Source organism: Nocardia sp. NBC_00403 (assembly GCF_036046055.1).
Lineage (GTDB): Bacteria > Actinomycetota > Actinomycetes > Mycobacteriales > Mycobacteriaceae > Nocardia.
On the sequence record NZ_CP107939.1, the window covers coordinates 3,394,776 to 3,414,866 of the forward strand.

Annotated in this window: 25 protein-coding genes and 1 tRNA gene; 21 read left to right on the plus strand and 5 right to left on the minus strand. The window is 65.5% G+C overall.

Annotated features, from left to right (window positions below):
- Positions 1 to 8: 8 nt before the first annotated feature.
- Entirely contained in the window at positions 9 to 1,784 is a 1,776-nt protein-coding gene (locus OHQ90_RS14805; RefSeq protein ID WP_328410945.1) for an SDR family oxidoreductase, read from the plus strand.
- Positions 1,785 to 1,787: 3 nt separating this feature from the next.
- Here OHQ90_RS14805 and OHQ90_RS14810 read toward each other — a convergent pair whose 3' ends face one another.
- A complete protein-coding gene (locus OHQ90_RS14810; RefSeq protein WP_328410947.1) occupies positions 1,788 to 2,315 on the minus strand; it encodes a glycine-rich domain-containing protein in 528 nt (175 codons plus the stop codon).
- A 695-nt stretch (positions 2,316 to 3,010) separates the two neighbouring features.
- Here OHQ90_RS14810 and OHQ90_RS14815 point away from each other — a divergent pair.
- Both OHQ90_RS14815 and OHQ90_RS14820 read left to right on the plus strand, forming a co-directional pair.
- A complete protein-coding gene (locus OHQ90_RS14815) occupies positions 3,011 to 4,051 on the plus strand; it encodes a zinc-binding dehydrogenase (protein WP_328410949.1) in 1,041 nt (346 codons plus the stop codon).
- 217 nt (positions 4,052 to 4,268) lie between these two features.
- Positions 4,269 to 4,418 carry a hypothetical protein gene (locus OHQ90_RS14820; protein WP_328410951.1) on the plus strand — a complete coding sequence of 50 codons (150 nt, stop codon included), beginning with the start codon at positions 4,269 to 4,271 and terminating at the stop codon, positions 4,416 to 4,418.
- Between the two features lie 6 nt (positions 4,419 to 4,424).
- On the opposite strand, the gene OHQ90_RS14825 is transcribed toward OHQ90_RS14820, so the two are convergent.
- Positions 4,425 to 4,856, minus strand: coding sequence for a nitroreductase family deazaflavin-dependent oxidoreductase (locus OHQ90_RS14825; RefSeq protein ID WP_328410952.1), 432 nt, complete (start codon positions 4,854 to 4,856; stop codon positions 4,425 to 4,427).
- A 120-nt stretch (positions 4,857 to 4,976) separates the two neighbouring features.
- On the opposite strand from OHQ90_RS14825, the gene OHQ90_RS14830 reads away from it, so the two are divergent.
- The 3 genes from OHQ90_RS14830 to OHQ90_RS14840 all read left to right on the plus strand — a co-directional run bounded on the left by OHQ90_RS14830 (position 4,977) and on the right by OHQ90_RS14840 (position 6,674).
- Positions 4,977 to 5,050: transfer RNA gene (locus OHQ90_RS14830), tRNA-Ile, on the plus strand.
- Positions 5,051 to 5,147: 97 nt separating this feature from the next.
- Entirely contained in the window at positions 5,148 to 6,068 is a 921-nt protein-coding gene (locus tag OHQ90_RS14835) for a tyrosine-type recombinase/integrase (RefSeq protein WP_328410954.1), read from the plus strand.
- A 69-nt stretch (positions 6,069 to 6,137) separates the two neighbouring features.
- On the plus strand, positions 6,138 to 6,674 hold the full coding sequence (locus OHQ90_RS14840) for an HD domain-containing protein (protein ID WP_328410956.1): 537 nt from the start codon (positions 6,138 to 6,140) through the stop codon (positions 6,672 to 6,674).
- Here OHQ90_RS14840 and OHQ90_RS14845 read toward each other — a convergent pair.
- Complete coding sequence (locus OHQ90_RS14845) at positions 6,667 to 7,137, minus strand: NUDIX hydrolase (RefSeq protein WP_328410957.1); 471 nt, start codon at positions 7,135 to 7,137, stop codon at positions 6,667 to 6,669. The two genes, OHQ90_RS14840 and OHQ90_RS14845, sit on opposite strands and share 8 nt — an antisense overlap.
- Positions 7,138 to 7,141: 4 nt before the next feature.
- The gene (locus OHQ90_RS14850; RefSeq protein WP_328410958.1) at positions 7,142 to 7,939 is read right to left on the minus strand and encodes an XRE family transcriptional regulator; all 798 of its coding nucleotides are present in this window, start codon (positions 7,937 to 7,939) and stop codon (positions 7,142 to 7,144) included.
- Positions 7,940 to 8,032: 93 nt separating this feature from the next.
- On the opposite strand from OHQ90_RS14850, the gene OHQ90_RS14855 reads away from it, so the two are divergent.
- The 15 genes from OHQ90_RS14855 (at position 8,033) to OHQ90_RS14920 (ending at position 17,935) form a co-directional block, all read left to right on the plus strand.
- A complete protein-coding gene (locus tag OHQ90_RS14855; RefSeq protein WP_328410959.1) occupies positions 8,033 to 8,245 on the plus strand; it encodes a helix-turn-helix domain-containing protein in 213 nt (70 codons plus the stop codon).
- Positions 8,246 to 8,662: 417 nt separating this feature from the next.
- Entirely contained in the window at positions 8,663 to 9,010 is a 348-nt protein-coding gene (locus OHQ90_RS14860) for a hypothetical protein (protein ID WP_328410960.1), read from the plus strand.
- Complete coding sequence (locus tag OHQ90_RS14865) at positions 9,007 to 9,270, plus strand: hypothetical protein (RefSeq protein WP_328410962.1); 264 nt, start codon at positions 9,007 to 9,009, stop codon at positions 9,268 to 9,270. Before OHQ90_RS14860 ends, OHQ90_RS14865 begins: the two co-directional genes overlap by 4 nt.
- Before the next feature lie 119 nt (positions 9,271 to 9,389).
- Positions 9,390 to 9,674 (plus strand): hypothetical protein, encoded by a 285-nt coding sequence (locus OHQ90_RS39410; RefSeq protein ID WP_442941466.1) that lies wholly within the window; start codon positions 9,390 to 9,392, stop codon positions 9,672 to 9,674.
- Positions 9,671 to 9,955 (plus strand): hypothetical protein, encoded by a 285-nt coding sequence (locus OHQ90_RS14870; protein ID WP_328410964.1) that lies wholly within the window; start codon positions 9,671 to 9,673, stop codon positions 9,953 to 9,955. Before OHQ90_RS39410 ends, OHQ90_RS14870 begins: the two co-directional genes overlap by 4 nt.
- A complete protein-coding gene (locus OHQ90_RS14875) occupies positions 9,952 to 10,314 on the plus strand; it encodes a hypothetical protein (protein WP_328410966.1) in 363 nt (120 codons plus the stop codon). The genes OHQ90_RS14870 and OHQ90_RS14875 overlap by 4 nt, the downstream gene beginning before the upstream one ends.
- On the plus strand, positions 10,311 to 11,039 hold the full coding sequence (locus tag OHQ90_RS14880; protein WP_328410968.1) for a hypothetical protein: 729 nt from the start codon (positions 10,311 to 10,313) through the stop codon (positions 11,037 to 11,039). The genes OHQ90_RS14875 and OHQ90_RS14880 overlap by 4 nt, the downstream gene beginning before the upstream one ends.
- Positions 11,036 to 13,069: a hypothetical protein gene (locus tag OHQ90_RS14885; protein WP_328410970.1), complete on the plus strand. Its 2,034-nt coding sequence runs from the start codon at positions 11,036 to 11,038 to the stop codon at positions 13,067 to 13,069. Before OHQ90_RS14880 ends, OHQ90_RS14885 begins: the two co-directional genes overlap by 4 nt.
- Before the next feature lie 6 nt (positions 13,070 to 13,075).
- Positions 13,076 to 13,606, plus strand: a complete 531-nt coding sequence (locus OHQ90_RS14890) for a hypothetical protein (RefSeq protein ID WP_328410972.1) — start codon at positions 13,076 to 13,078, stop codon at positions 13,604 to 13,606.
- Between the two features lie 4 nt (positions 13,607 to 13,610).
- On the plus strand, positions 13,611 to 13,961 hold the full coding sequence (locus OHQ90_RS14895) for a hypothetical protein (RefSeq protein ID WP_328410974.1): 351 nt from the start codon (positions 13,611 to 13,613) through the stop codon (positions 13,959 to 13,961).
- Positions 13,962 to 14,008: 47 nt separating this feature from the next.
- On the plus strand, positions 14,009 to 14,818 hold the full coding sequence (locus OHQ90_RS14900; RefSeq protein ID WP_328410976.1) for a hypothetical protein: 810 nt from the start codon (positions 14,009 to 14,011) through the stop codon (positions 14,816 to 14,818).
- Between the two features lie 44 nt (positions 14,819 to 14,862).
- A complete protein-coding gene (locus OHQ90_RS14905; protein WP_328410978.1) occupies positions 14,863 to 16,311 on the plus strand; it encodes a hypothetical protein in 1,449 nt (482 codons plus the stop codon).
- A complete protein-coding gene (locus OHQ90_RS14910; RefSeq protein WP_328410979.1) occupies positions 16,308 to 17,090 on the plus strand; it encodes a DUF2637 domain-containing protein in 783 nt (260 codons plus the stop codon). Before OHQ90_RS14905 ends, OHQ90_RS14910 begins: the two co-directional genes overlap by 4 nt.
- A complete protein-coding gene (locus OHQ90_RS14915) occupies positions 17,087 to 17,275 on the plus strand; it encodes a hypothetical protein (RefSeq protein ID WP_328410981.1) in 189 nt (62 codons plus the stop codon). The genes OHQ90_RS14910 and OHQ90_RS14915 overlap by 4 nt, the downstream gene beginning before the upstream one ends.
- A gap of 219 nt (positions 17,276 to 17,494) precedes the next feature.
- Complete coding sequence (locus OHQ90_RS14920) at positions 17,495 to 17,935, plus strand: hypothetical protein (protein ID WP_328410983.1); 441 nt, start codon at positions 17,495 to 17,497, stop codon at positions 17,933 to 17,935.
- A 1,784-nt stretch (positions 17,936 to 19,719) separates the two neighbouring features.
- Here OHQ90_RS14920 and OHQ90_RS14925 read toward each other — a convergent pair.
- Positions 19,720 to 20,064, minus strand: a complete 345-nt coding sequence (locus OHQ90_RS14925; protein WP_328410985.1) for a hypothetical protein — start codon at positions 20,062 to 20,064, stop codon at positions 19,720 to 19,722.
- Between the last annotated feature and the right edge of the window lie 27 nt (positions 20,065 to 20,091).

Below are 20,091 nucleotides of genomic sequence, written 5' to 3' on the forward strand. Positions count from 1 at the left end.
ACACGGCAATGACGACGACCGACATCGGCTCGGCGGTCACCGAGCGCATCGTCCGCAGCGGCGAATTCGACATCGCGGTATACGAATACGGCGATCCGAGCGCGGAAACCATTGTCCTCGTGCATGGTTGGCCGGACACCCATCATCTCTGGGACGCGGTCGTGCCGTTGCTCGCCGGACGGTTCCACGTCGTCACCTACGACACCCGCGGTCACGGTCGATCCACCCGCACCCGGCGCACCGAGGACTACCGGCTGGACGCCCTCGCGACCGACTTCTTCGCGGTCGCCGACGGGGTCAGCCCCGACCGGCCGGTACATGTGCTCGCGCACGACTGGGGTTCGGTGCAGGTGTGGGAGGCGGTCTGTGAGCCGCAGGCGGCCGAGTGGGTCGCATCCTTCACCTCGGTGTCGGGTCCCAACCTCGATCACATCGGAAAGTGGATGCGCGACAGGCTTTCCCGGCCGACGCCGCGCAATATCTGGCAGCCGTTCAGTCAGCTGCTCTCCTCGGCGTACACGTTCTTCTTCATGACACCGGGACTGCCGCGGGCGACCTTCGGGTTGCTCGGCACCGAGCGGCGGTGGCAGCGGGTGGTCTCGATCATGAACGAGACCCCGACCTCGAACATCACGCTCGGACCGACCTTCCGCAAGGACATCGTCGATGGTCTGCTCATCTACCGGGCCAATATCGTGCAGCGCATGCTCGCCCCGCGCGAGCGGCATACCGAGGTCCCGGTGCAGCTGATCGTCGCAGGTCGTGATGTCGCCGTCCGGCCGGCGGGCTTCGACGACGAGCCCAAATGGACCTCGCGGCTGTGGCGGCGCGATATCCCGGCCGGGCACTGGATGCCGTTCTCGCACCCCGAGTTGCTCGCCACCGCGACCACCGAGCTCATCGATACGCTCAACGGCGGATCGGTGCCGCGCGGGCTGCGTCGCGCCGAGGTCGGCCGCAGCAAGCGGCCCTTCGAGGACCAGCTGGTTGTGATCACCGGCGGCGGCAGCGGCATCGGCCGCGAGACCGCGCTCGCCTTCGCCCGGCTCGGCGCCGAGATCGTGCTGTCGGACATCAACCTGGTGGCCGCCAAGGAAACCGCGGAGCTGATCGGCGCCGAACACGGCGTTGCGCACGCCTATGAGCTGGACGTGTCGAACGAGTCGGACATGACGGCACATGCGGCGGCCGTGCTCGCGGTGCACGGTGTGCCGGACATCCTGATCAACAATGCCGGAATCGGCCAGGCGGGCGGCTTCTTCGACACCCCGTCGGCGGAATTCGATCGTGTGCTGCGGATCAATCTGGGCGGTGTGGTCAACGGCTGCCGCGCCTTCGGCTCCGCCATGGCCGAGCGTGGGCTCGGCGGGCACATCGTCAACCTGTCCAGCATGGCCGCCTACAGCCCGCAGCAGGGGTTCAGCGCGTACTCCACGAGCAAGTCGGCGGTGTTCATGTTCTCCGACTGCCTGCGCGCGGAGTTGGCCGCGAACAATATCTCCGTGCACACCATCTGCCCAGGCGTCGTACACACCAATATCGTTGCCACCACGACCTTCTCGGGTGTCAGCGCCGATGAGGAGAAGCGCAAGCAGGAGCAGTACGACAAGCTCTACCGGATGCGGCGCTACGGGCCGGAGAAGGTCGCCGAGCAGATCGTGCGGGCCGTGGAACGCGACCGCAGCATCGTCCCGGTCACTCCGGAGGCGCGGTTGCAGTACCAGTTCAACAAGTTCGCTCCGGCGATCGTCCGGTTCGTAGCCGCGCGGGTGAAGCTCACCTGAGTCTCATCCGGATGACTCCGACGCTCGGCCGAGTTCGGCTTCGATAGCCGCGACTCGCCGGGCGTCGATGCCCCACGGATGGTCGACGCCGACCTTGGTGTCGAGGTCCCAGAGCACGCAGGTTTCGCCGGGCGCGGCGACCATGGACCACGCGACCACGGTGCGTCCGAGTTGTTCCGCCATCGTGCCGTGCGAGGACTTCTTCGGCGAATTCTCCGGTGGCCCAACGCCGTCCGGATAGTGGTGCAGAAACCGCCCGTAGGCGGTAGCGCAGAACGCGGCGTAGCGCTCGGTGCAGAGAATGAACCCGTGCCATGCCTCGTCGACGGCGTGCGACGGCATTCCGATCACCTGGCCGTCGCGCATCGCGGCACCACAGCAGCGCAACCACTGCCGCAGGCCGGTTTCCACCAGGTCGCGTGGCTGCCACGGGCTGGTCTTGAAGACGGCCTCGGGCAATTCGAGCGCGGCCACGGTGCTGTCGACTTCGTGGAGATCGATTCGACGCCGTAGTCGGTTTCGGAGGCGCAAGAGGACCACAATTCACTGTACGGCTCTTTCGTATTCCGCCGCGATCTTGGTGGTGTGGAACCATTGGCCGGACAGCGAACAACCGCTGCTCGCCGGTGAAATAATCGGGCTCCGATCCGTGCACGTGGACGGTGCGGGCCGATACCATTTCCGTATGGTGTCGTCGATCGGCCTCGCGCTCGTCGTTTTGTTTGTTTTGGTGGCTGGGGTCGGCGGCATAATCGCGGTCGTCATCCTGGTAATCGTCAAGGCGTCCAGTACGCCGCCACCGCGCCGCCGGCGTCCCGGGCGTGGTTCGCCGTGGATGGCCGGGGGCTCGGGCGGTGGCAGTGATTCCGGCGGGAGCTGCGGTGGCGGAAGTAGTTGTAGTGGCGGCAGCAGCTGTAGCGGTGGAAGTAGCTGCGGCGGCGGTGGAAGTAGCTGCGGCGGCGGCAGCAGTTGCGGGGGCGGGGGCAGCAGCTGTGGCGGCGGTTCCTGACCGATTCCGGCGGCGGCCGGAACTGCTGCGGCCTGACAGTTCAGCGTCGGCGTGACGGCGCGTCCGTGCGACGCTCGACGCGCACCCTCGGCAACCGAGAAGCGTGGCAGCAGCGAGCGGCTCGGAGTCGTGGCCGGTGTCGACCCCGCCGTCGGGTGATTCTGCTCGAAGAGTAATCGGCAGTCGTCGGCTTGACCTGAACAGTGCTTCAGGTTTCATGCTCGTTCACGAACCGATCGAGCAAGAAACGATGGAGGATGTCATGCGGGCCGTGCAGGCAACAGAATTCGGTGGACCGGAAGTACTCGCGGTGCGTGAGGTGCCGGAACCGGTGGCCGGGCCGGGTGAGGTGGTCGTCGACGTCTCGGCCGCCGACGTGATGTTCCTCGACACACAGTTGCGTAGCGGTTGGGGCACCGAATTCTTCGAGCTGGAACCGCCATATGTGCCGGGCGGCGCCATCGGCGGGGTGGTCTCGGCGGTCGGTGCGGGCGTCGAGGAATCCTGGCTCGGGAAGCGGGTTGCCACGGCCACCGTGGCCAGTGGCATCGGCGGTGGGCGGCCGATCGGGGGATACGCCGAAAAGGCACTCGCCAAGGCGGACACTCTGGTCGCCGTAGCCGACGGCCTGAGCGTGCTGCAGGCGGTCGCGCTGGCCCACGACGGCAAGTCGGCCCTCGCGGTATTCGACAGGGCAGAGATCAAGCCGGGGGAGTGGGTGTTGATCACCGCGGCGGGTGGCGGTTTGGGCACCCTGCTGATCCAATTCGCCCGCGCCGCAGGCGCACACGTGATCGCCGCGGCGCGCGGTGCCGCGAAGCTGGAATTGGCCACTCGGCTCGGTGCGGAGGTCGTCGTCGATTACTCCGAGCCCGATTGGCAGGCTGCCGCTCGTGCCGCGACCGGTGGTACTGGTGCGAACGTCGTATTGGACGGTGCGGGTGGCGCTTTGGGTGGGGCCGCCGTCCAAGCTGCCGCCGATGGTGGTCGATTTATCGGATATGGCGCTGCCGCAGGTGGATTCGCCGAGCTGGATCAGGCCGATGCCGCAGCCCGCGGCATCAGCGCGCTCGGGCTGTTCGACATCACCGGTGACAGCACCGATTGGCACGCGCTGGCACAGCGCGCCCAGTCCGCGGTGGTGGCGGGCAACGTGGAAGTGGTTATCGGCCAGACCTTTCCATTGGAGGAGGCCGATCGTGCGCACGCCGCAATCGCCTCTCGCGCCACGGTGGGGCGCACCTTGCTGACGGTGTGAGCTGAGACCGGCGGAGCCTGGGCGACCGCTGGTCTGTGCTCCAGACCCGGGTCTTTACAAGGGCAGGCTGGTTCGGATCGTCGGCTGGTACATCGCACAGCGGACGGCGGTATTTCACTGTGTGAGCTGACAGGCAGACTCGCAAAGTAGCTGCGGCAGTGGACAACTGGTCGTCAGACTGGCTGCAGACGTACCGACCAGGCGCTAATGTGCCTGCGTGCAAACTCTGATTGTCGTTGTCGTTGTCGTCGCGGTGCTGGTCCTCGCGACCGCGGTCGTGCAGTTCGCCAGCAGGCCACCGGAGGACGATGGTCGTTGGGATAGCGGCGATTCCGACGAAGACTGGGATGACAGCGAGGACGACTGAGGGCGCTCAGCCGACCGGGGTCAGCACCACCACCGCGATCGGCCGCTTGGTCAACTTCTGATACGCGGTGTACCGCCCCTGATTCACCTTGTCCACGATCTCCCACCGCCGCGCATAATCCGGATCATCCGGCAACGTCGGCCGTGCAACAACCTTCATCTTCCGTCGCCCGACCTGGATTTCGCACTCCGGCTTCGCCTTCAGATTCGCCAACCACCCCGGTGGCCGCGGCGACCCACCATTCGACGCGGTCACCAGATAGTCATCCCCGTCCCGCCCGTACGTCAGCGCCGACGTCCGCTCCTGCCCCGTCCTGCGCCCCACCGTCCGCAACAACAAGGTCGGATTCCCGAACAACACCCGATGCCCCACCACCCCGCCACTGTTCTCATAAACCCACTGATGAACCTTCAGCACATTCTCGAACACACTCGCCACGGCCCGACCCTCCAAATGGTGGTGTTGACGCCCCACCCTAACCACTCCTGGGTATCCGACTGGTGCAAGCCACGCCGCACCCGGTAGCATCCCCCACGCCTGCGGGACACCCGCAGAAGAGGGGCGGTAGCTCAGTCGGTTAGAGCCGTGGACTCATAATCCATTGGTCGTGGGTTCGAGCCCCACCCGCCCCACAAACACCCGCTGACCAGCGGGTTTTTGTTTTTCTGGAGAGGTTTCGATCTAGAACAGCGCTCTTCCACGAATAGATTATGGGAGTACCATCGCGGGATGGGGAGCGCTTCGCTGGACGTGAAAGACGACTTCGCGACCGAACTGAGGCGGAAGAACCGGGCCAAGAAGACGATCGATGTGTACCTCGTCCACATCGGCTACTTCGCCGATTATCTGATCTCCAAGTCCCTCTCTACGGAGGCACCCGACATCACTCGTGATCACATCGGTGGATACATCGAGACGCTGCTGGCCGGGACGAATCGGCGGACCGGGGAACCGCTCTCTCCGCAGTACGCACGCAGCCAGTACCGGAGTCTTCAGCAGTTCTTCAAATACCTTGCGGTTGAAGAGATCATCGATGTCGACCCCTTCATCAAACTGAGCCTGCCGGACGCGCCGGACAAGCTAGTTCCGGTGCCGACTGTCGAGGCGCTGCGAAAGCTGCTCGAGGAGTGCGCTGGCACGGATTTTGTGTCGCGCCGGGACAACGCGATCATCCGCCTGTTTGCCGACACGGGCTGTCGCTGCGGCGAAGTCGCGAACCTCGCTGTCGACGATCTCGATTTCGAGGAGGACACCGCGCTGGTAGTCGGGAAGGGCGGTCGACCGAGGTCGTCGCCGTTCGGCGACAAAACGCGGATCGCTCTGCGGCGCTATCTGCGTGCCCGCGGTCAACATCCGTTCGCGAAGAAGAGCGAGCGATTGTGGCTCGGCCGGCAAGGGCCGATGACCGATCACGGCATCCGGCAGATGCTGGAACGCCGTGCCCAAGCGGCCGGGATCGAGCACATTCACCCGCATATGCTTCGGCACTGGTTCGCTCACAACTGGCTCGCTAACGGCGGTCAAGAGCAGGACCTGATGATGCTGGCTGGATGGCGCTCGCGGCAGATGCTCGACCGCTACGGCAAGTCTGTGGCAGATGAGCGAGCCAAGTCTGCGCACCGCCGTGCGCGACTCGGCGACAAGCTGTAGGAACGGACCTGACCACGGCTGACTGCACCCTCGTGCACGCCGTCGTGGATGGGCGATAACGTGAATGTCATGACTGACGATCTCGTCGCATGGGCCGAGCAGATCGCCCGCGAGCAGCTTGGGGCGCTGCCTCGTCGGCTCAAGCATGTTGAGGGCGTCGTCCGGCAGTCGGAGCGGGTTGCTGATGCGGTCGACGACCCGGAATTGCTCGTCGCAGCGGCCTGGCTGCACGACATCGGGTACGGGCAGGGAATCGCCGCCATAGGGTTCCATCCGGTCGACGGTGCGGAGTTTCTGGAGGCTCAAGGCGCGTCACATCGGCTATGTGCCCTGGTCGCTAACCATTCCTGCGCGCATGTCGAAGCGCACCGCCGGTCCGTGTCGCTTCCCTGGCCGGACGAACGCACCGTGTTGCGGGACGCCCTGTGGTGGGCCGACATGACCACAACGCCGACAGGTGACACGACTGACGTTCACCAACGTCTGTCCGAGGTGTGTGAGCGGTATGGACCTGACCATGTCGTCACTCGGTCGGTCACCGAGGCCGCGCCGGAGCTGCTGGAAGCAGTCGCTCGCATCGAGTCGTTGCGACAAGCGGCTAGGTGAAGAACGGGCCGTCTGTCTGTTGGAGTCCGCGTTCGATTCGAAGGGCAATCGACGGGTGAATGTCCAGTGCCGGGATGTCCTGCGCGGCGATCCACAGAACCTCTTTTGACTCCGAGCTGGTGCGAAGGGTGCCGCCGACGGGATCGGCGCGAAAACAGATCGAGAATTCCTGTCGGACTTCGCCGTCGTCGTAGGCGATGACATGGTCCGGGTTCGAGAAGATTCCGACCAGCCCGGAGACCTCGACATCTATTCCCGTTTCCTCGCGAACCTCGCGAACGACAGCCGCGGTTACAGTTTCGCCCGCATCGAGCCCACCGCCGGGTATCGAGTACTTGTCGTTATCCGTACGCCGGATCATCAATATCCGGCCGTCGTGATCTCGGACGAATGCGCTGACGGCCACTTTGATGCTGTTGGCTCCCGGCGCGTCCGGGTCATTGAAGTAGTCGACGCGACTCATCCACTCACCTTTCGGCCGTTGCGTTCAGCCAGACGTGTTCGAAACTATTCATGTAGGTCTCGAAGAGATCGCCTGCCGGTAGTTGACGCAGGTGCATCGCCGGGGCGTACGCCCCGGGCAAACCGTACGCATGCATGTTGACGATCATCTCGTCATCGAAGCGGAACACCGAGTTGTACAGAGTGGTGTCGTGGTATCGCAGCTCGACGCCGTCGATATCACCGAGCGGTTCGACCAGCGCCAGAGCGTTGTTGATGCGTGCAGGAACAGTGCCTTCGGCGAGGCGTTCCTCAGCGCTTCGCTTACATGCCTCGGGTGCTTCCGGGCGACCGAACAGGAGTCGTACCCTCAGCCCCTGCTGGGTCTTCTTGCGAACGGCTCGGGTGAATTCGGGTTCCTCGGCGAGAAAAAGTCCGGCCAGGACCAGCACGTCGAGGCGTTCCGATGCGCTCGCCAGCAGGCGCTTCCATAGATCGCTCGGAATCGAACTGCGGTGCGGATAGACCTTCAGCACCTCTGATTGGGCGACTTCAGCTTTCCTCTCGGGCGCCAGGGCGTCAGGCCACAGATAGTTCTCAGTCTCCTTGACGAGCGCGGCGATGGCATGCCGATGCCGCGGGTACGGCGTGCGCGCTTTGGTGATCCAGCGTTCGACGGTCTTGGCCTCGACTCCAACTTCGGTGGCGACGGTCGCGATATCGAGACCTGCTTGCTGCAGCGCGTTGCGAAGGCGTTCGTTCGCCATCTCGCCTCCCAATTGAGGGACGTCTAGGGACGACTTAACGGTACCGCAGACGTCCACAGCGCGTCTACCCATGGGGTGCTATGGATTCCTGATTTCGCGAAAAGTGGTGAATAGCAAGGAATTTCCCACTTTTGAAGGAGCGTCGACTTCATGGACAGAACTTCTATCGAGGCCCGAAACCTGATCAGCCTCAAGGTGGCCGCAGCGATGGTCGACGTCAACACCAAGACGATCCGGAACTGGATCGCAACAGGTGATCTCGAGGGCTTCCGCGTCAACGGACATCTGCTGCGAGTAAAGCGCGACCAGGTGCTCGCACTGATCGAGCCGACTGCGGTCGTTGCCGACGGTGGTGCGGCATGAGCACCCCGGTTGAGAGGAGCCTAAAGGCGCGTCTGGCTGCCCACGAGTCGTGGGTAAAGACCCCGGACCGTGCTGCTCGGACCGAGAAGGCGCGCGACGCTCTGCTGACCAAGTTTGACCGGCTGGTGGACCCCGATGGCCTGCTCAGCCCTGAGGAGCGTGCATATCGCGCAAATCAGGCCCGCAAGGCGCACTTCACTCGACTGGCGCTGAAGTCTGCGCAGTCTCGCCGTCGGCGTTGCCAGAACCGACACAAGGGTGGTGCAGCGTAATGCGCGCCCGGACTGCCGGATTCATTGTCGCTGCTGTATCGGTTGGGCTCGTGGCGTTGACCGCGCCGTCCGTCGTCGGCGTCATATTGATGCTGCTCGGTGTAGTCGCCCTGTTCCGGTCGACTCGCAAGTGGGGTGTGCGGCGATGAGCATCAATGAGCCGCAGCATGATCCGGCCGATCTGCTGGATGAGTTGGACGCGATCATCCGTGAGCAGCAGCTGTTGCAGGCGCGGACCATCGCGTTGCAGGCCCGCTACAAGTCGCTGGAGGCCTACGCCGATCGTTACGACAAGCCGGGCCCGTCGTGGGCGCATAGGGAATTCGGCAGCGTCAACGTCAAGAGCACAGTCGACCGTCTCCGCTACGCCGCCCGGGACATGAAATGGCCGGTGGAGTGGGCGGTGATGGCGCGGGAGGAGGCGGAGAAGCTCCAGGAGTACCCGCAGCCGGACCGTGAGTTGGACGGCACTGGGCGGAGGCGGCCGCTGTGATCGGCCCTGTCGCCAGAACGGACGCTGCGGCCGCTCGCGCAGGCTCCCGGCTGTTCCAGGCATTGCCCACTCAAGTGCAGCTCGCACTGCTGGTGCTGGGTTTGCTGGTCGCGTTAGTCGGATGCGGTGTCGCCTTGGTCGATCAGCAGAGCTACCAGCCGTCACCGAGTATCTGCCGCGCCGACGAGGTGCACCGGACCGATTGCGTGCACCCGGTTCGTGTGGCGCCGACCGCGCCGACTGAGTGGGTGGCGCGATGATCGGGCCGAAGGACGCGCGTACCCGGGATCTACCGGACCTGGAGGGCGAGAAGTTCGGGGTGCCGACCTTTTACTGGGGTACGGCGCCTGACGGGCTCGCGACGGTTCGTCAGCTGCGTATGGACGGGATGCGCCCGCGCAATCGCAATGAGCCTGCAGCGCAAGCGATCCGGCCTCGGCGTGGTGGACGAGACCCGTTGTCGGCACACCTGTATCGGGTTGAGGAAGCGGTGGCGAAGCGACCAGCTACGCCAGCCCAATTGGCAGCGGTCGCTCGCGCGACACGTGCCCGGCAAGAGCTGGCGATGCTCCGTCACGGAGTGGACCCGCACCCCGAGCCCCCAGAGATCGAACACGACCACGACCGGGAACCGGCGTGGGAGTGGGACGGGTTCGAGCGATGAACCGCCGCCGAAACCAGCAGCCCGCCATGCCGAACGAGCCGCCGGTGCCTACCGATCTGGTCTCGATCACCGACCTGCCGCACCTGGCAGCCGCCGCGATCCGGCTGGGACAGACCGACCGCAAGATCCACGTCGAACTCGCTCAACCGGTCGAAATCAAGACACCAGGCCGCATGCCCGGCCAGTGGCTGAGGTCCGGCCAGCAATTGGAACAGCCTCCGCCGCAATACCTCTCGTGGTCGGAGATCGACCGCGACGCATGGGAAGGGTTCGAACGATGACCAGCATCGAAGACCGCGATACCCGACCGGGTCGGGCCGCCGGCATCCCTGTGAATCAGCGTGCGGACCTGGTCGCCGAGATTGAGCGGCTGCGTGCGGTGATCGCTGATCGTGATCGCCGGATCGCGGGCCTTTCTGGGGAGCTGGCGAGCATGGGCCGCGTGGTGGATGACCTGCTGGACCGGGAGTCCATGCACGTCTACGACCCGGACCTGGAGCGGCTGGCGACCCCAGCAGTGATGCAGCGCCTCGGGGCGCCGCGGGCTCGCCACATCGAACTGCCCGAGCTGTCTGGTCCCGCGACGATGCCCGGTTTGGACACCGCCATGGGTGGGGGATGGGAGGGATTCGACCGATGAGCGTGCGTATCGGCCCGCGTGACATGTGGGCGGTGCAGTGGATCGCCGAGATGCGTGGCGTGCCGATGACGGTTCTCGCAGCACTGCTGAGCACGAGCGAGAACAACGCCTACCGGGTGTGGCGGCGCCTGCGGAAGGCCGGTCTGGTGCTGGATGTGCACGAGCAGTTGCGTCCGGTGCCGGGGCCGTCGTGGGTGGTGCCGACCGCGCCTATCGCCTCGAAGCTGTTGCAGTTCGAGGTCGACGAGTGGTTGCCGCGCCCGAAGGACGCCCGCCACCACGAGATGGTCGCGCTGACCCGTCTGGCGTTGGCGGGCAACGAGATCGGCAGCGATGACGGGTGGATCAGCGAACGGCTGCTGTGGCACGCCAACGCTGGCCAGGTCCCGCTGGGTGCTTCCCGCCCGCATCTGCACGACGGCCAGTGGACCGACAACCTCGGTCGTTTGCACGCGATCGAGGTCGAACTGACCCGCAAAGGCAGCAGCGACGCCCGGACAACGCTGGCTGCGGCATACAAGGCAGCAGCTCAGGTCAAGGCACATGACCTCATCTACTACTGCGATTCACCGGAAGTCGCGACCCGTGTCCGCGCGGCGGCTTCCGTTCTCCCGCAACCAGGTCCGGGTGATCCGGGCCTGCTCGTCAAAGACCTCAACCAATTGCTCAACCCTCCGGCCGTCGATGGCCAGGGTTTGCGTGCTGCTGGAGGTGCAGCCTCATGACCAACGAATTCCTCGAATCGCCTGCGTCGTGCACTCCGGTGCTGACCCCGACCGACTGCCAGCCCTACGCACCGACACCGGTCACACAGCCGCCAGCGGCGGGTGTCCCGCAGATCACGCCGGAAGCGCCACCGATCTCGGGCGCGCACATCGGCCCGCTGGAACACCTGGACGGCTGGAGCTTGCCCGACTTCTTCGACGGCGCTGACGCTTTGGGATCCCTCGAAGTCGCCGCAGTGTTCAGCGGCGCTGCCGCCGCAGTAGGCGCGACCGCGCTCGCGGCGTCGTGGCTATGGACATTGACACCAGTTCGGTTGCGTAACTTCGCATTCGGTGCCGGTTCGCTGCCGCTGGCGGCTCTGGCGCTGGACGGCTGGTCCGGGCCGCGTGAGGACGTATTGCGCGGCGTCGACGAGGTGCTGGCCGGTATGCCGGTCACTGGTGTCGCGTCGGCGAGTGTGGCGATCGTGCCGACCGGGATGATGCTGGCCGCGCTGGTCAGCGCCCGCTATGCCGATCTGCTGGAAACCCGTGGCCGCAAGTCGCCTGCTCGGACGCAGCGGGCGAGCTGGGCCCGGGATCAGCGGGAGATGGCGGCGGCAAAACGGATGTCGCGCAACACCATTCCGTTGACCTGCGGCATGGTGCGCCCGGAGCCGGTGATCGGGCGGGCGGCTCGCCGCTCGTCGATGGATCCGGCCAAGTCGATGGCTGGTCGGCTCACCGGCCGTCACGAGTCGTTGTTCACGGTTCCGTGGTTGGCGTTGCGGGAACACGTGGTGTGGCTGGGCAATCCCGGCAGCGGCAAGACCACTGCGATGGTGCGCACCATCCTGAGCTTCTGGGCGACGGCGTGGCGGATGCATCAGCAGTGGTGGCGCAGCGATCGGCCCGGTCGGCCGTTGGCGATCACGATCGATATCAAGGGCGCGCGCGATGCCCGCGCCACGGCCCGCAAAGTGAAAGCCGCGGCGCTGAAGCTGGGCATCCCGCCCGAGCGGGTGTTGATCTGGCCTGACGGTGGCCAGTTGTCGCTGTGGGTCGGTACGGCCGATGATCTGCGGCCGCGGTTGGAGGCGCTGGTCGGTGCGGGTATGGACGCCAGCGGTGTCGACCCCGCCGAGGCGTACTACCTGCAAATGCGTAAGACGATCATCCATTTGGTCGTCGACGCACCCGACCCTGACAAGCAGCTCGGCGAAGGTCAGGACCCGCCGCGCGACAGTATCGAGTTCCTGCGGCGCATGGATGCCGGTGTGCTGCGGGCTCGGTGGGCGAATTACCCGGGTGAGCTGAGCGACATCACCGCGGTCACGACCAGCAAGACCGCGACACCCCTGGCCGCAGAGCGGGCAACGATGGCGAACCTGTTCCGTGAGCTGGGGTCGGCGTTCGACGGCGACCGCGACCTCACCGACTACGACCTGGTGTATTGCTGCCTGGAAGGCACCACGGCACCCGCGTTGGCGAAAGCGCAGTTCTCGGCGCTGATCGCGATGATCGCGGGGCTCGCGAACACCGACCACGGTCGATGCATCGAGCTGTTCTGCGACGAGTTCGCCCAAGTCTGCGGCGACGACGGCGCCGCGCGCATCGTGGAGCTGCTGCGCTCGGCGGGGGTCGGGTCGGTGTGGTTCGCACAGTCCTGGATGGGTGTCGGCCCGAATGACGATGCCCGCCACCGCCTCATCGATTCCTGCTCGGGCGGCATTTTCGCGATGCGTTCCTACGGTGCCGGCCAGCTCGCCGAGAAGATCGGCACCCGCCCCCGTCTGGCGTTGTCGCGGAAGTTGATCGGCGGGCACCGCATCGGCGACGAGGGCAACGTCCAACCCGAGGACACCTTCCTGGTCCCGCCCGCTGTGCTGGCGAATTTCGGGCCGGGCGACATCGTGCACGTGCGTGGCGGCAAAGCCGTCTTCGGGCACGTCTCCCCGCTCGACATCGAGCAGTTGCGTCCGCTTCCCAAGCTCGCTGAATCCACATCCCCGCAGGCGGTTTCGCCTGCCCTCACCCCGAAAGCAGCGTGAATTGCCATGAGCATCGACCCGAACGAACCCCACGCCGATGACGAGATCGTCCTCGCCCGCTATGACGCGGAACTGGCTTCCGATAACAACATCGCCGACCTGGTCGCCCACGCCGACGTGGTGGCTCCGATCCCGGTGCCTTTGGTGGCTGGCGGTGGCCGCGCCGAGGAATGGGTGAAACCGGCCATCAGCGGCGCGAACACCGTCCGTGACACCGTCCGGTTGTGGGCGCCGGGAATTGTCGATACCACTGCGTTCGGTGTCGTGTTGTTCGCGCCGGTCCCGGTGCCGATTACCGGCCCGCTCACTGTCTACGCCGGACTCTGGGCCGGATTCGGCTGGTGGACCGCCGCCGGCCGACCCGGCCCGAGCGATTCGGTCGTGTTGCTCGGTCGCGCGATCGCTACCGGCGCGCGGTGGATCGCTATCGCCGCGGTCGCGATCGGCGGCCACATCGGTAAGGGCGCTCACACCATCACCGCACCGATGCGCCGCACCGTCGTGCAGCCGGTTCTGCCTGCAGCCGAGGGGCGGTAATCCGATGGCCGAGAACATGACCGCGAGGTTCCGCGCCTGGCGCCGCCGCACATTCCTGCGCCGCGATCCGTTCTCCAACTACGGCAATTCGTTGCTGTTCCTGGCGGCGATGTCCGGGCGATCGGTCGCGATGGGCCGCGATGGCAGCCGGACCGGAATGCAGCTCGACGGCCGAGTGCGGATCGTGTTTGACCCGGACGCGGACCGCATCGATGTCCTGGACGGCGACGATCCGGCCCCGGTGCAGAACTGGGCAAGCCTGCCGCCGAGTTTCGACGCGCTGGCCGACTTGGTGGCGGCCCGGCTCGGGATCGCCACCGCCCGCCCGCAGCCGGACGGCGGTGCACAGCGATGACCTCTGACCTCAACAAATCCCCTCAGCCGAAAGAAAAAGGAATCGTCATGAACCGCACTCTCATCCAGACCGCCATCGTCGCCGTTGTCGCGGACGCTGCTGTGATGGCCGCGATCTACGCCGGGACCAGGGTGGTCGATGCCAGGGCCAGTCGCCGGACTCGTGAGCTGCTGTCGGAAGCCGAGGCGCGGAAGGCGGGTCGGTCGTTGGCCCCGGCCGAGCAGGCCGAGCTGCGCAGCCTCCAGCTGGCCCGGGCGGGCATGGCGGAGCTGCCGGACTATTTCCCCTCTCGCGCTGCCTATCTGGAAGCCGTCGACGGCTACAACGTCGATCTGCTGGCTGGTGACCAGGCGGATTTGCTGCTGTTGTCGGTGACGGCCTTGGTTGGCGAGATCACGTACGCGAAGGCCCAACTGCGTCGTGTCCGTCAGGCCGGGCCGCCGACCTGGAAGTGCAAAAGCCAGGCCGTGATCGATATGTGGGCGCTGCACCTGGGGGCGCTGCGGGCGGAGTTCAACCGCCGCTACGACCGTCAGACGACCTTCTCGGAGCTGGACCAGGCCATCCTGGACGCCGCTTTCGTGGATGTGGCGACTGCTCGCGACGAGTGGCCGACCTGGGGTATCGCCGACAACGACGACGACCTCGACGATGTCGACGACTCGACCGAGTGCCCGAACTGCCATGCGGACGCGTTCCGTGCACCGGGCATGGATGTGCCCGAGTACCAGTGCGCGGGCTGCTACCGGCATTTCACGGCCAAGCCCTACAGCTGGACCGCTGAGCAGTGGCGCGACTGGCAGGCCCGCGATGTCGACGAGCACCAGGCCGCCGATGACCAGGCCGCCACTGACTGACACCTCCCACGACATCAAGCAACCAACCTCAAGGAGATATCGCTATGTCCGATCTGACGCCCGAAGACGAAATGACCCGCGAGATTACCCGTTTGGGCCGGTCGGCCGCTGCGGTGGTCGCGGCGTGGCAGGCCCGCAACCCAGGTAAGACCAAGGTTCCGCGCCGGGTGCGCAAAGACGCTATGAAGCAGCTGCGGGAGGCGATGCGCGCACACGAACTGCTGCTCGCCAATCAACGAATCCAGCAGCGCGCCGGCGTCGAAGAGGTCATCGGTAGACACCGCTCCCACAGTCTGCGGATGCACGAGACCCTGCCCGCCACCCCCGAGGAGTTCTCGCGGTGGCAGTGGAATCACGCCCACCAGCGCCGCGCCATCGCTGAGGTAATCAACGTCCAGCAGCACTTGACGCGTGAGGAGCGCGGTCAGGCGGTGATGGCGTTGGTCAGCGCGCATTACGCCGACAATCCGAACGTGCCGCAGCGCCCGGTGTGGGGTCCGGCCCCGACTGGGATCTCCGCGTTGAAGGCGCGCCTGGCTGAGCGGGTTTCGCGGGCCAGGGAAGGGCTGGAGCAGCGCCGGGATATCCGTTCGGCACGGAAGGCGCCGCAGTGGCCTGCCGGGCCGAGCGCAGCTGGTCTGCATCAGTACTGGTCAGCGCCGATGCCGCAGCAGGATCAGGCCGCGAACGCGCGGATCGCGCAGATGCAGCGTCAGGATCTGGCCGAGGAAACCTGGTGGCAAGAACGGTGGGCCGAGGCCGGTGCCGTACAGGATCCGATGCTGGATCAGGCCGCGAAGGCGCAGTTCGCTCGTCTTGAACAGCAGCTCCGGGAGCTCGCGGACTTCCGCGAGCGCGAGCGCGCCTTGATCATCGAGCGTGACGAGTTGCAGGCCAAGGTCACCGAATTCGAGGGACCGGAGGCGACCAAGCCGGTTTGGCATGATCCCGAAATCGACCGGCAGGCAGCACAACTTGACCTCACCATCGACGAACGCGCACTGCTGATCGAGGAGTCGCCGCCGTGGGAGTTCGACTCGCCGCAGCAGTGCGGGGTGTGGGTGCGTGACATCGTCATCGCTCACCGCGGCTACAAGATCAACACTCTCGAACAGGATGTCGTCCACGCCTACGAGACGGTCACAGAGATTCGCGATGAACGCGACAGCGTCGCTGCGACGCTGGACTACCTTCGTGACGACCGCTCCGACCGCCGAGTCGAGCTCGACGGGCTTCGCAGTGACGTCGATGAGATCTGCAAGGAGCTGGCGAGCGTGACCGGCGAGCTCAACCGGGTCACCGAGGAACGCGACGCGCTACTGCTGGAACGCGACCGCGGCTGGGAACGCACCGACATCGCCGACACCCGGTTCGCAGCCACCGAGGAGCCTCCGGACTTCGCCGACACACCCGGCTACGCCGATGCCGTTGCCGGACCGCCGAGCGTGAACGGTTCGGCGCCGGAGATGGAGTGGGAAGGGTTCGACCGATGAACGGTGCACAGACCATGGCAGCGGTGCGCAGCGATTCCGGTGCGCACCACCCGACGCCGAGCGGTGCGCAGGCTGGTGCGCGCACTCGCGAGGAGGTGTCGGCGGTGCGGTTCTTCTGGGGCGAGTTGCTGTTGGTCGCGGCGATGTCGATCGGCGGGAACATCGTGCACGCCTGGATGAACGCACCGGAGGACAAGAAGGTGGTGGCCGCGGTCGTGGCCAGTTTCCCGCCGATCGCGTTGCTCGCAGCAACCCACGGCGTCGGCCTGCTCGTGCGCGCTCAACGCAAAGCGAAGCTGGCGTACTGGGCTGTTGTCGCACTGACAGCGGCGATCGCGGGTATCGCGTTCCGGTTGTCGTTCGACGCGTTGAAAGAACTGTCGATCCAGGTGGGAATGAGCGAACACCTGGCATGGCTGTTCCCGCTCATCGTCGACGGCGCGATCGGGCAGGCCACCGTCGCTCTGTTGGTGCTCGCGCGCACCGACCGCACCGAGACAGAACCGACGGAGCGCACCGAGTCGGCAACGGAGTGCATGCCTGAACCGGTACGCACCGTCTCGGTTCGGGAGGTGCACACCGAAACCCGGTCGATGACTAGTGAACTGACCGCCCACAGTGGTGCGCCGGAGCTGGATGGTGCGCAGCGGATTGGGATCGAGGTGGGTGCGCACCCGCAGCGCACCGATTCGATTCAGCGCATCGACCGGTGGGCCGCAGTCGCCGAACTGGTGTGCAGCGCGGATCCGGCCGGGCGCCGCGACCCGGACACACCGTGACCGCGATCCTGCGGATGAAGCACGAACAGAGCTGGTCGCACTCGCGGATCGCCGACCAACTGGAGATCAGCAAGTCGGCCGTGACTCGCACGCTCACCGCGGCGCAGCGAGTCACCGAAGAACACGGCGACGAGCGTCAGGACCCGCCGGAGGACGAGGAGGCCACCTTGACCTTGATCAGCTGAACGGGATTCGCCGATAACCGATCTGGGTGGTTCGGGAGTGTGCGGGGTGGCGCTTCTCCCGCGTCAAGGGCGCCGACGGCGTCACTGCGTGATGAACACCCTGGACCCGCGAGCCTCCGGCCACCCCACCGGGCAGAGCCCTTCGAGGGCAGGTGCACCCGCTTGCCCCATCAATTCCCTTCACCACCAGCACAACCCACCTACTTGGAGGAACCGAAAATGACCATCAGTGACCTGGACCAGATCAACGCCGACCTCATGGGCGGCAACGCCCGCAACGCCTTCGGCCGCAACGTGCAGCCCGGCGACGAGCTCACCGGTGAAATCATCGCCGCGGTGCGACGCCAACGTCGCAACAGCGAGGGACAGCCGTTGTTCTGGGTGAACCGCAAGCCGACGCCGGCAGTCGACGGTCAGCCGGTCATCGACTCGATCCTGATCGTGGACACCGGCATTCGCGCCGACGAGGAGGACGAGGGGATGCGGTCGCTGTACATGGACCGTGACGTGCAGCGCGCGCTGTTCGCGGCGATCCGCCAGAGCGGTGCCGAAGGCATCAAGATCGGGGCCCGTATCGAGGGATTCGTGTACGTCGGCCCTGCGGAGGTCGGTGTCGGCCGCGTATACAGCGGCGGCACCTACCTTCCGCCGACCGTGTAGTTCGCTCGGCGACCAGCGCCTCGGCCCTCGTTGGGTCGGGGCGCTTTCGTGTGCTTGGGGGTTGCCGGGTTGGCGATCGTTGGTTCTGTGGTGTGCACGGTATTCGCTGTGCCGGTTGGCGAATCACCTGTAGATAACCGGTTCTTTGCCCGCTTCCTCCCGCAGTGCGGCCGGCCGTCATCCGCGGCTGGGTCAAGGGTGAGGTGGCCGAAGGCCATCGGCGCAGCCGACGCGTAGCGCCTCGCCCTTGATGCAGACGTGGGGGCGGCACACAATCAGGCCGCTGAGGGAGCGGGCGTCGGCATCTCGGCCCTCGATTCGGCGATCTTCATCGTGTCGTGAGGCTGACTGGTCGGACCGGTTTGTGTTCATGACTTGTTGAACAAGTGGTCAACAATCGATCGACAATCACTCGACACTCGGTCAACAAGTGATGAACAGTTCGACTGTTCATCACTTGTTGAGGTCTTCTTCTCAGATCCACACTCTGACCTGGGTTTTCGGGGTGGTCCCTCCCACCCACCACCTTGGAGATCAAACACACACTGCGTGCGCATTTGATCTCCAAGGTGGTGGGTGGGAGGGACAGTTGGGTGGGTAGGTAAGTCAGAGTGTGGATCTGAGAAGAAGAGAAAAGAAAAAAGAAAAAGAACAGTTGGCATGGTGGTTGCGTCGCGTGCGGATCTTGCGTTGGGTTGGTGGTATCGACGCCGTCGGCGTCGCTTCCAGTGGCTGAGTCATGGTGTTGGCTGGCGGTTTACTGATCCGTGAGTTCGGTTCTCGGATAGGTTCGTTCGGCGGCTGGCGTCGTAGACGTGGTGCGCGGGCGACAGGGCGCCCGCGTGCGCGAGCTGGCGCTCACGGAAGAGCTTGCGCGGCCTTCGGCCGCGTGGCCCTGGTGTGGGTCGGCCTGCATTGTGTTCCCGCGCCACTCACGCTTCAAGGGCGCTGCGCGTCGGCTTCGCCGATGGCCTGCGGCCACCCTTGACCCGCGAGCCTCTGCGCGGAAAAGGCAGGCCTTATCGGGCAGGCGGTGCCTGCCCGCCTTCGTGTGCAGAACCGACCCACACCAGGGGCCAAAAGCGGGAGTGTCTCGCGACTCGAACCCAGATCACGGCGCAGCTGATCCTGAGCTACTTTGCTGTTCAGTCGCTGTTCCAGCCGTCAGTGATCACGGACAAGTCGTGTAGTCCGCTGTGGCTGACCAAGATATCTGTCCCTTGATCACGCTATTTGTCACCATTGAGCGTGAGCGGCGGCCTATTGGCGGTATGGGATGGGCTGCTGTAGCGTCGCGACACAGCTAACGCCGTCCTTAGAAGGCGATCTAGGCTTTCATCCCCTCGATGGGCGCTAAGGTGACCAACGTGTCAGCTACCAATGCAATTCTCCTGGAACGTCCGGCGTTGGCAGCGTTCACAGAAGCTCTCCCAGACGCCGCTAAGATCGCTGATTTCGCTGCAGTGAGTGCAGGCGCCGTACTCGAAATTCCTTCCCAGCGGCCGGTGCTCACACCGAGCTTCGAGCCGCGTGCAGAGGCCGCGCTGAACACCACGCTGCGTGAGGTAGCTGCTGGTCTCCCAGGAGCCCGTGGCGGTGTAGTCGCGATCGGAGAGTTCCGCGGTCCGTGGGGAGTCCCTGACTTGGTTGCGCTTGCGCCTTCTCGTGTTGGGCAGCGCCTAAGCTGTGCCGTTCCACCGTTGTTGTCGCAGCACGACTGCCGCCTTGTTGCGGCGGCAGGCCGCTGGATGGAGCCAGCAGCCTTGGCAGCTGCCGCGAAAGTCTCACAGAATGCTGCCGAACGGTACATCCGGAGGCTTACTAGTATCGGTGCGTTGGAGATCCGACGAGGTCGGCTCAAGCGCGCCGCGGGCATGGTCCCCCTCGGCCGACAATGGGCGATCGAGGCAAAGGTTGATGACTGGCGGGCTGGCTTGTCTCAAGTTCACCGATACCGGCTGTGGGCTGATGGCGCCGTTCTTGTCCTCGGCCGCGCGCGAGTGCCGACCGAGACGATTGCCGAACAGGCACGGCTGTACCGGGTCGGCCTCGTAGTTGACGGCCGTTGGGTTACACGCCCGAAGGCTGTTCTGCCGGACGACGCAACCCGCCTCCACGCGTCCGAGCACATTCTGGCTGCTCTGATCGGCGCACCG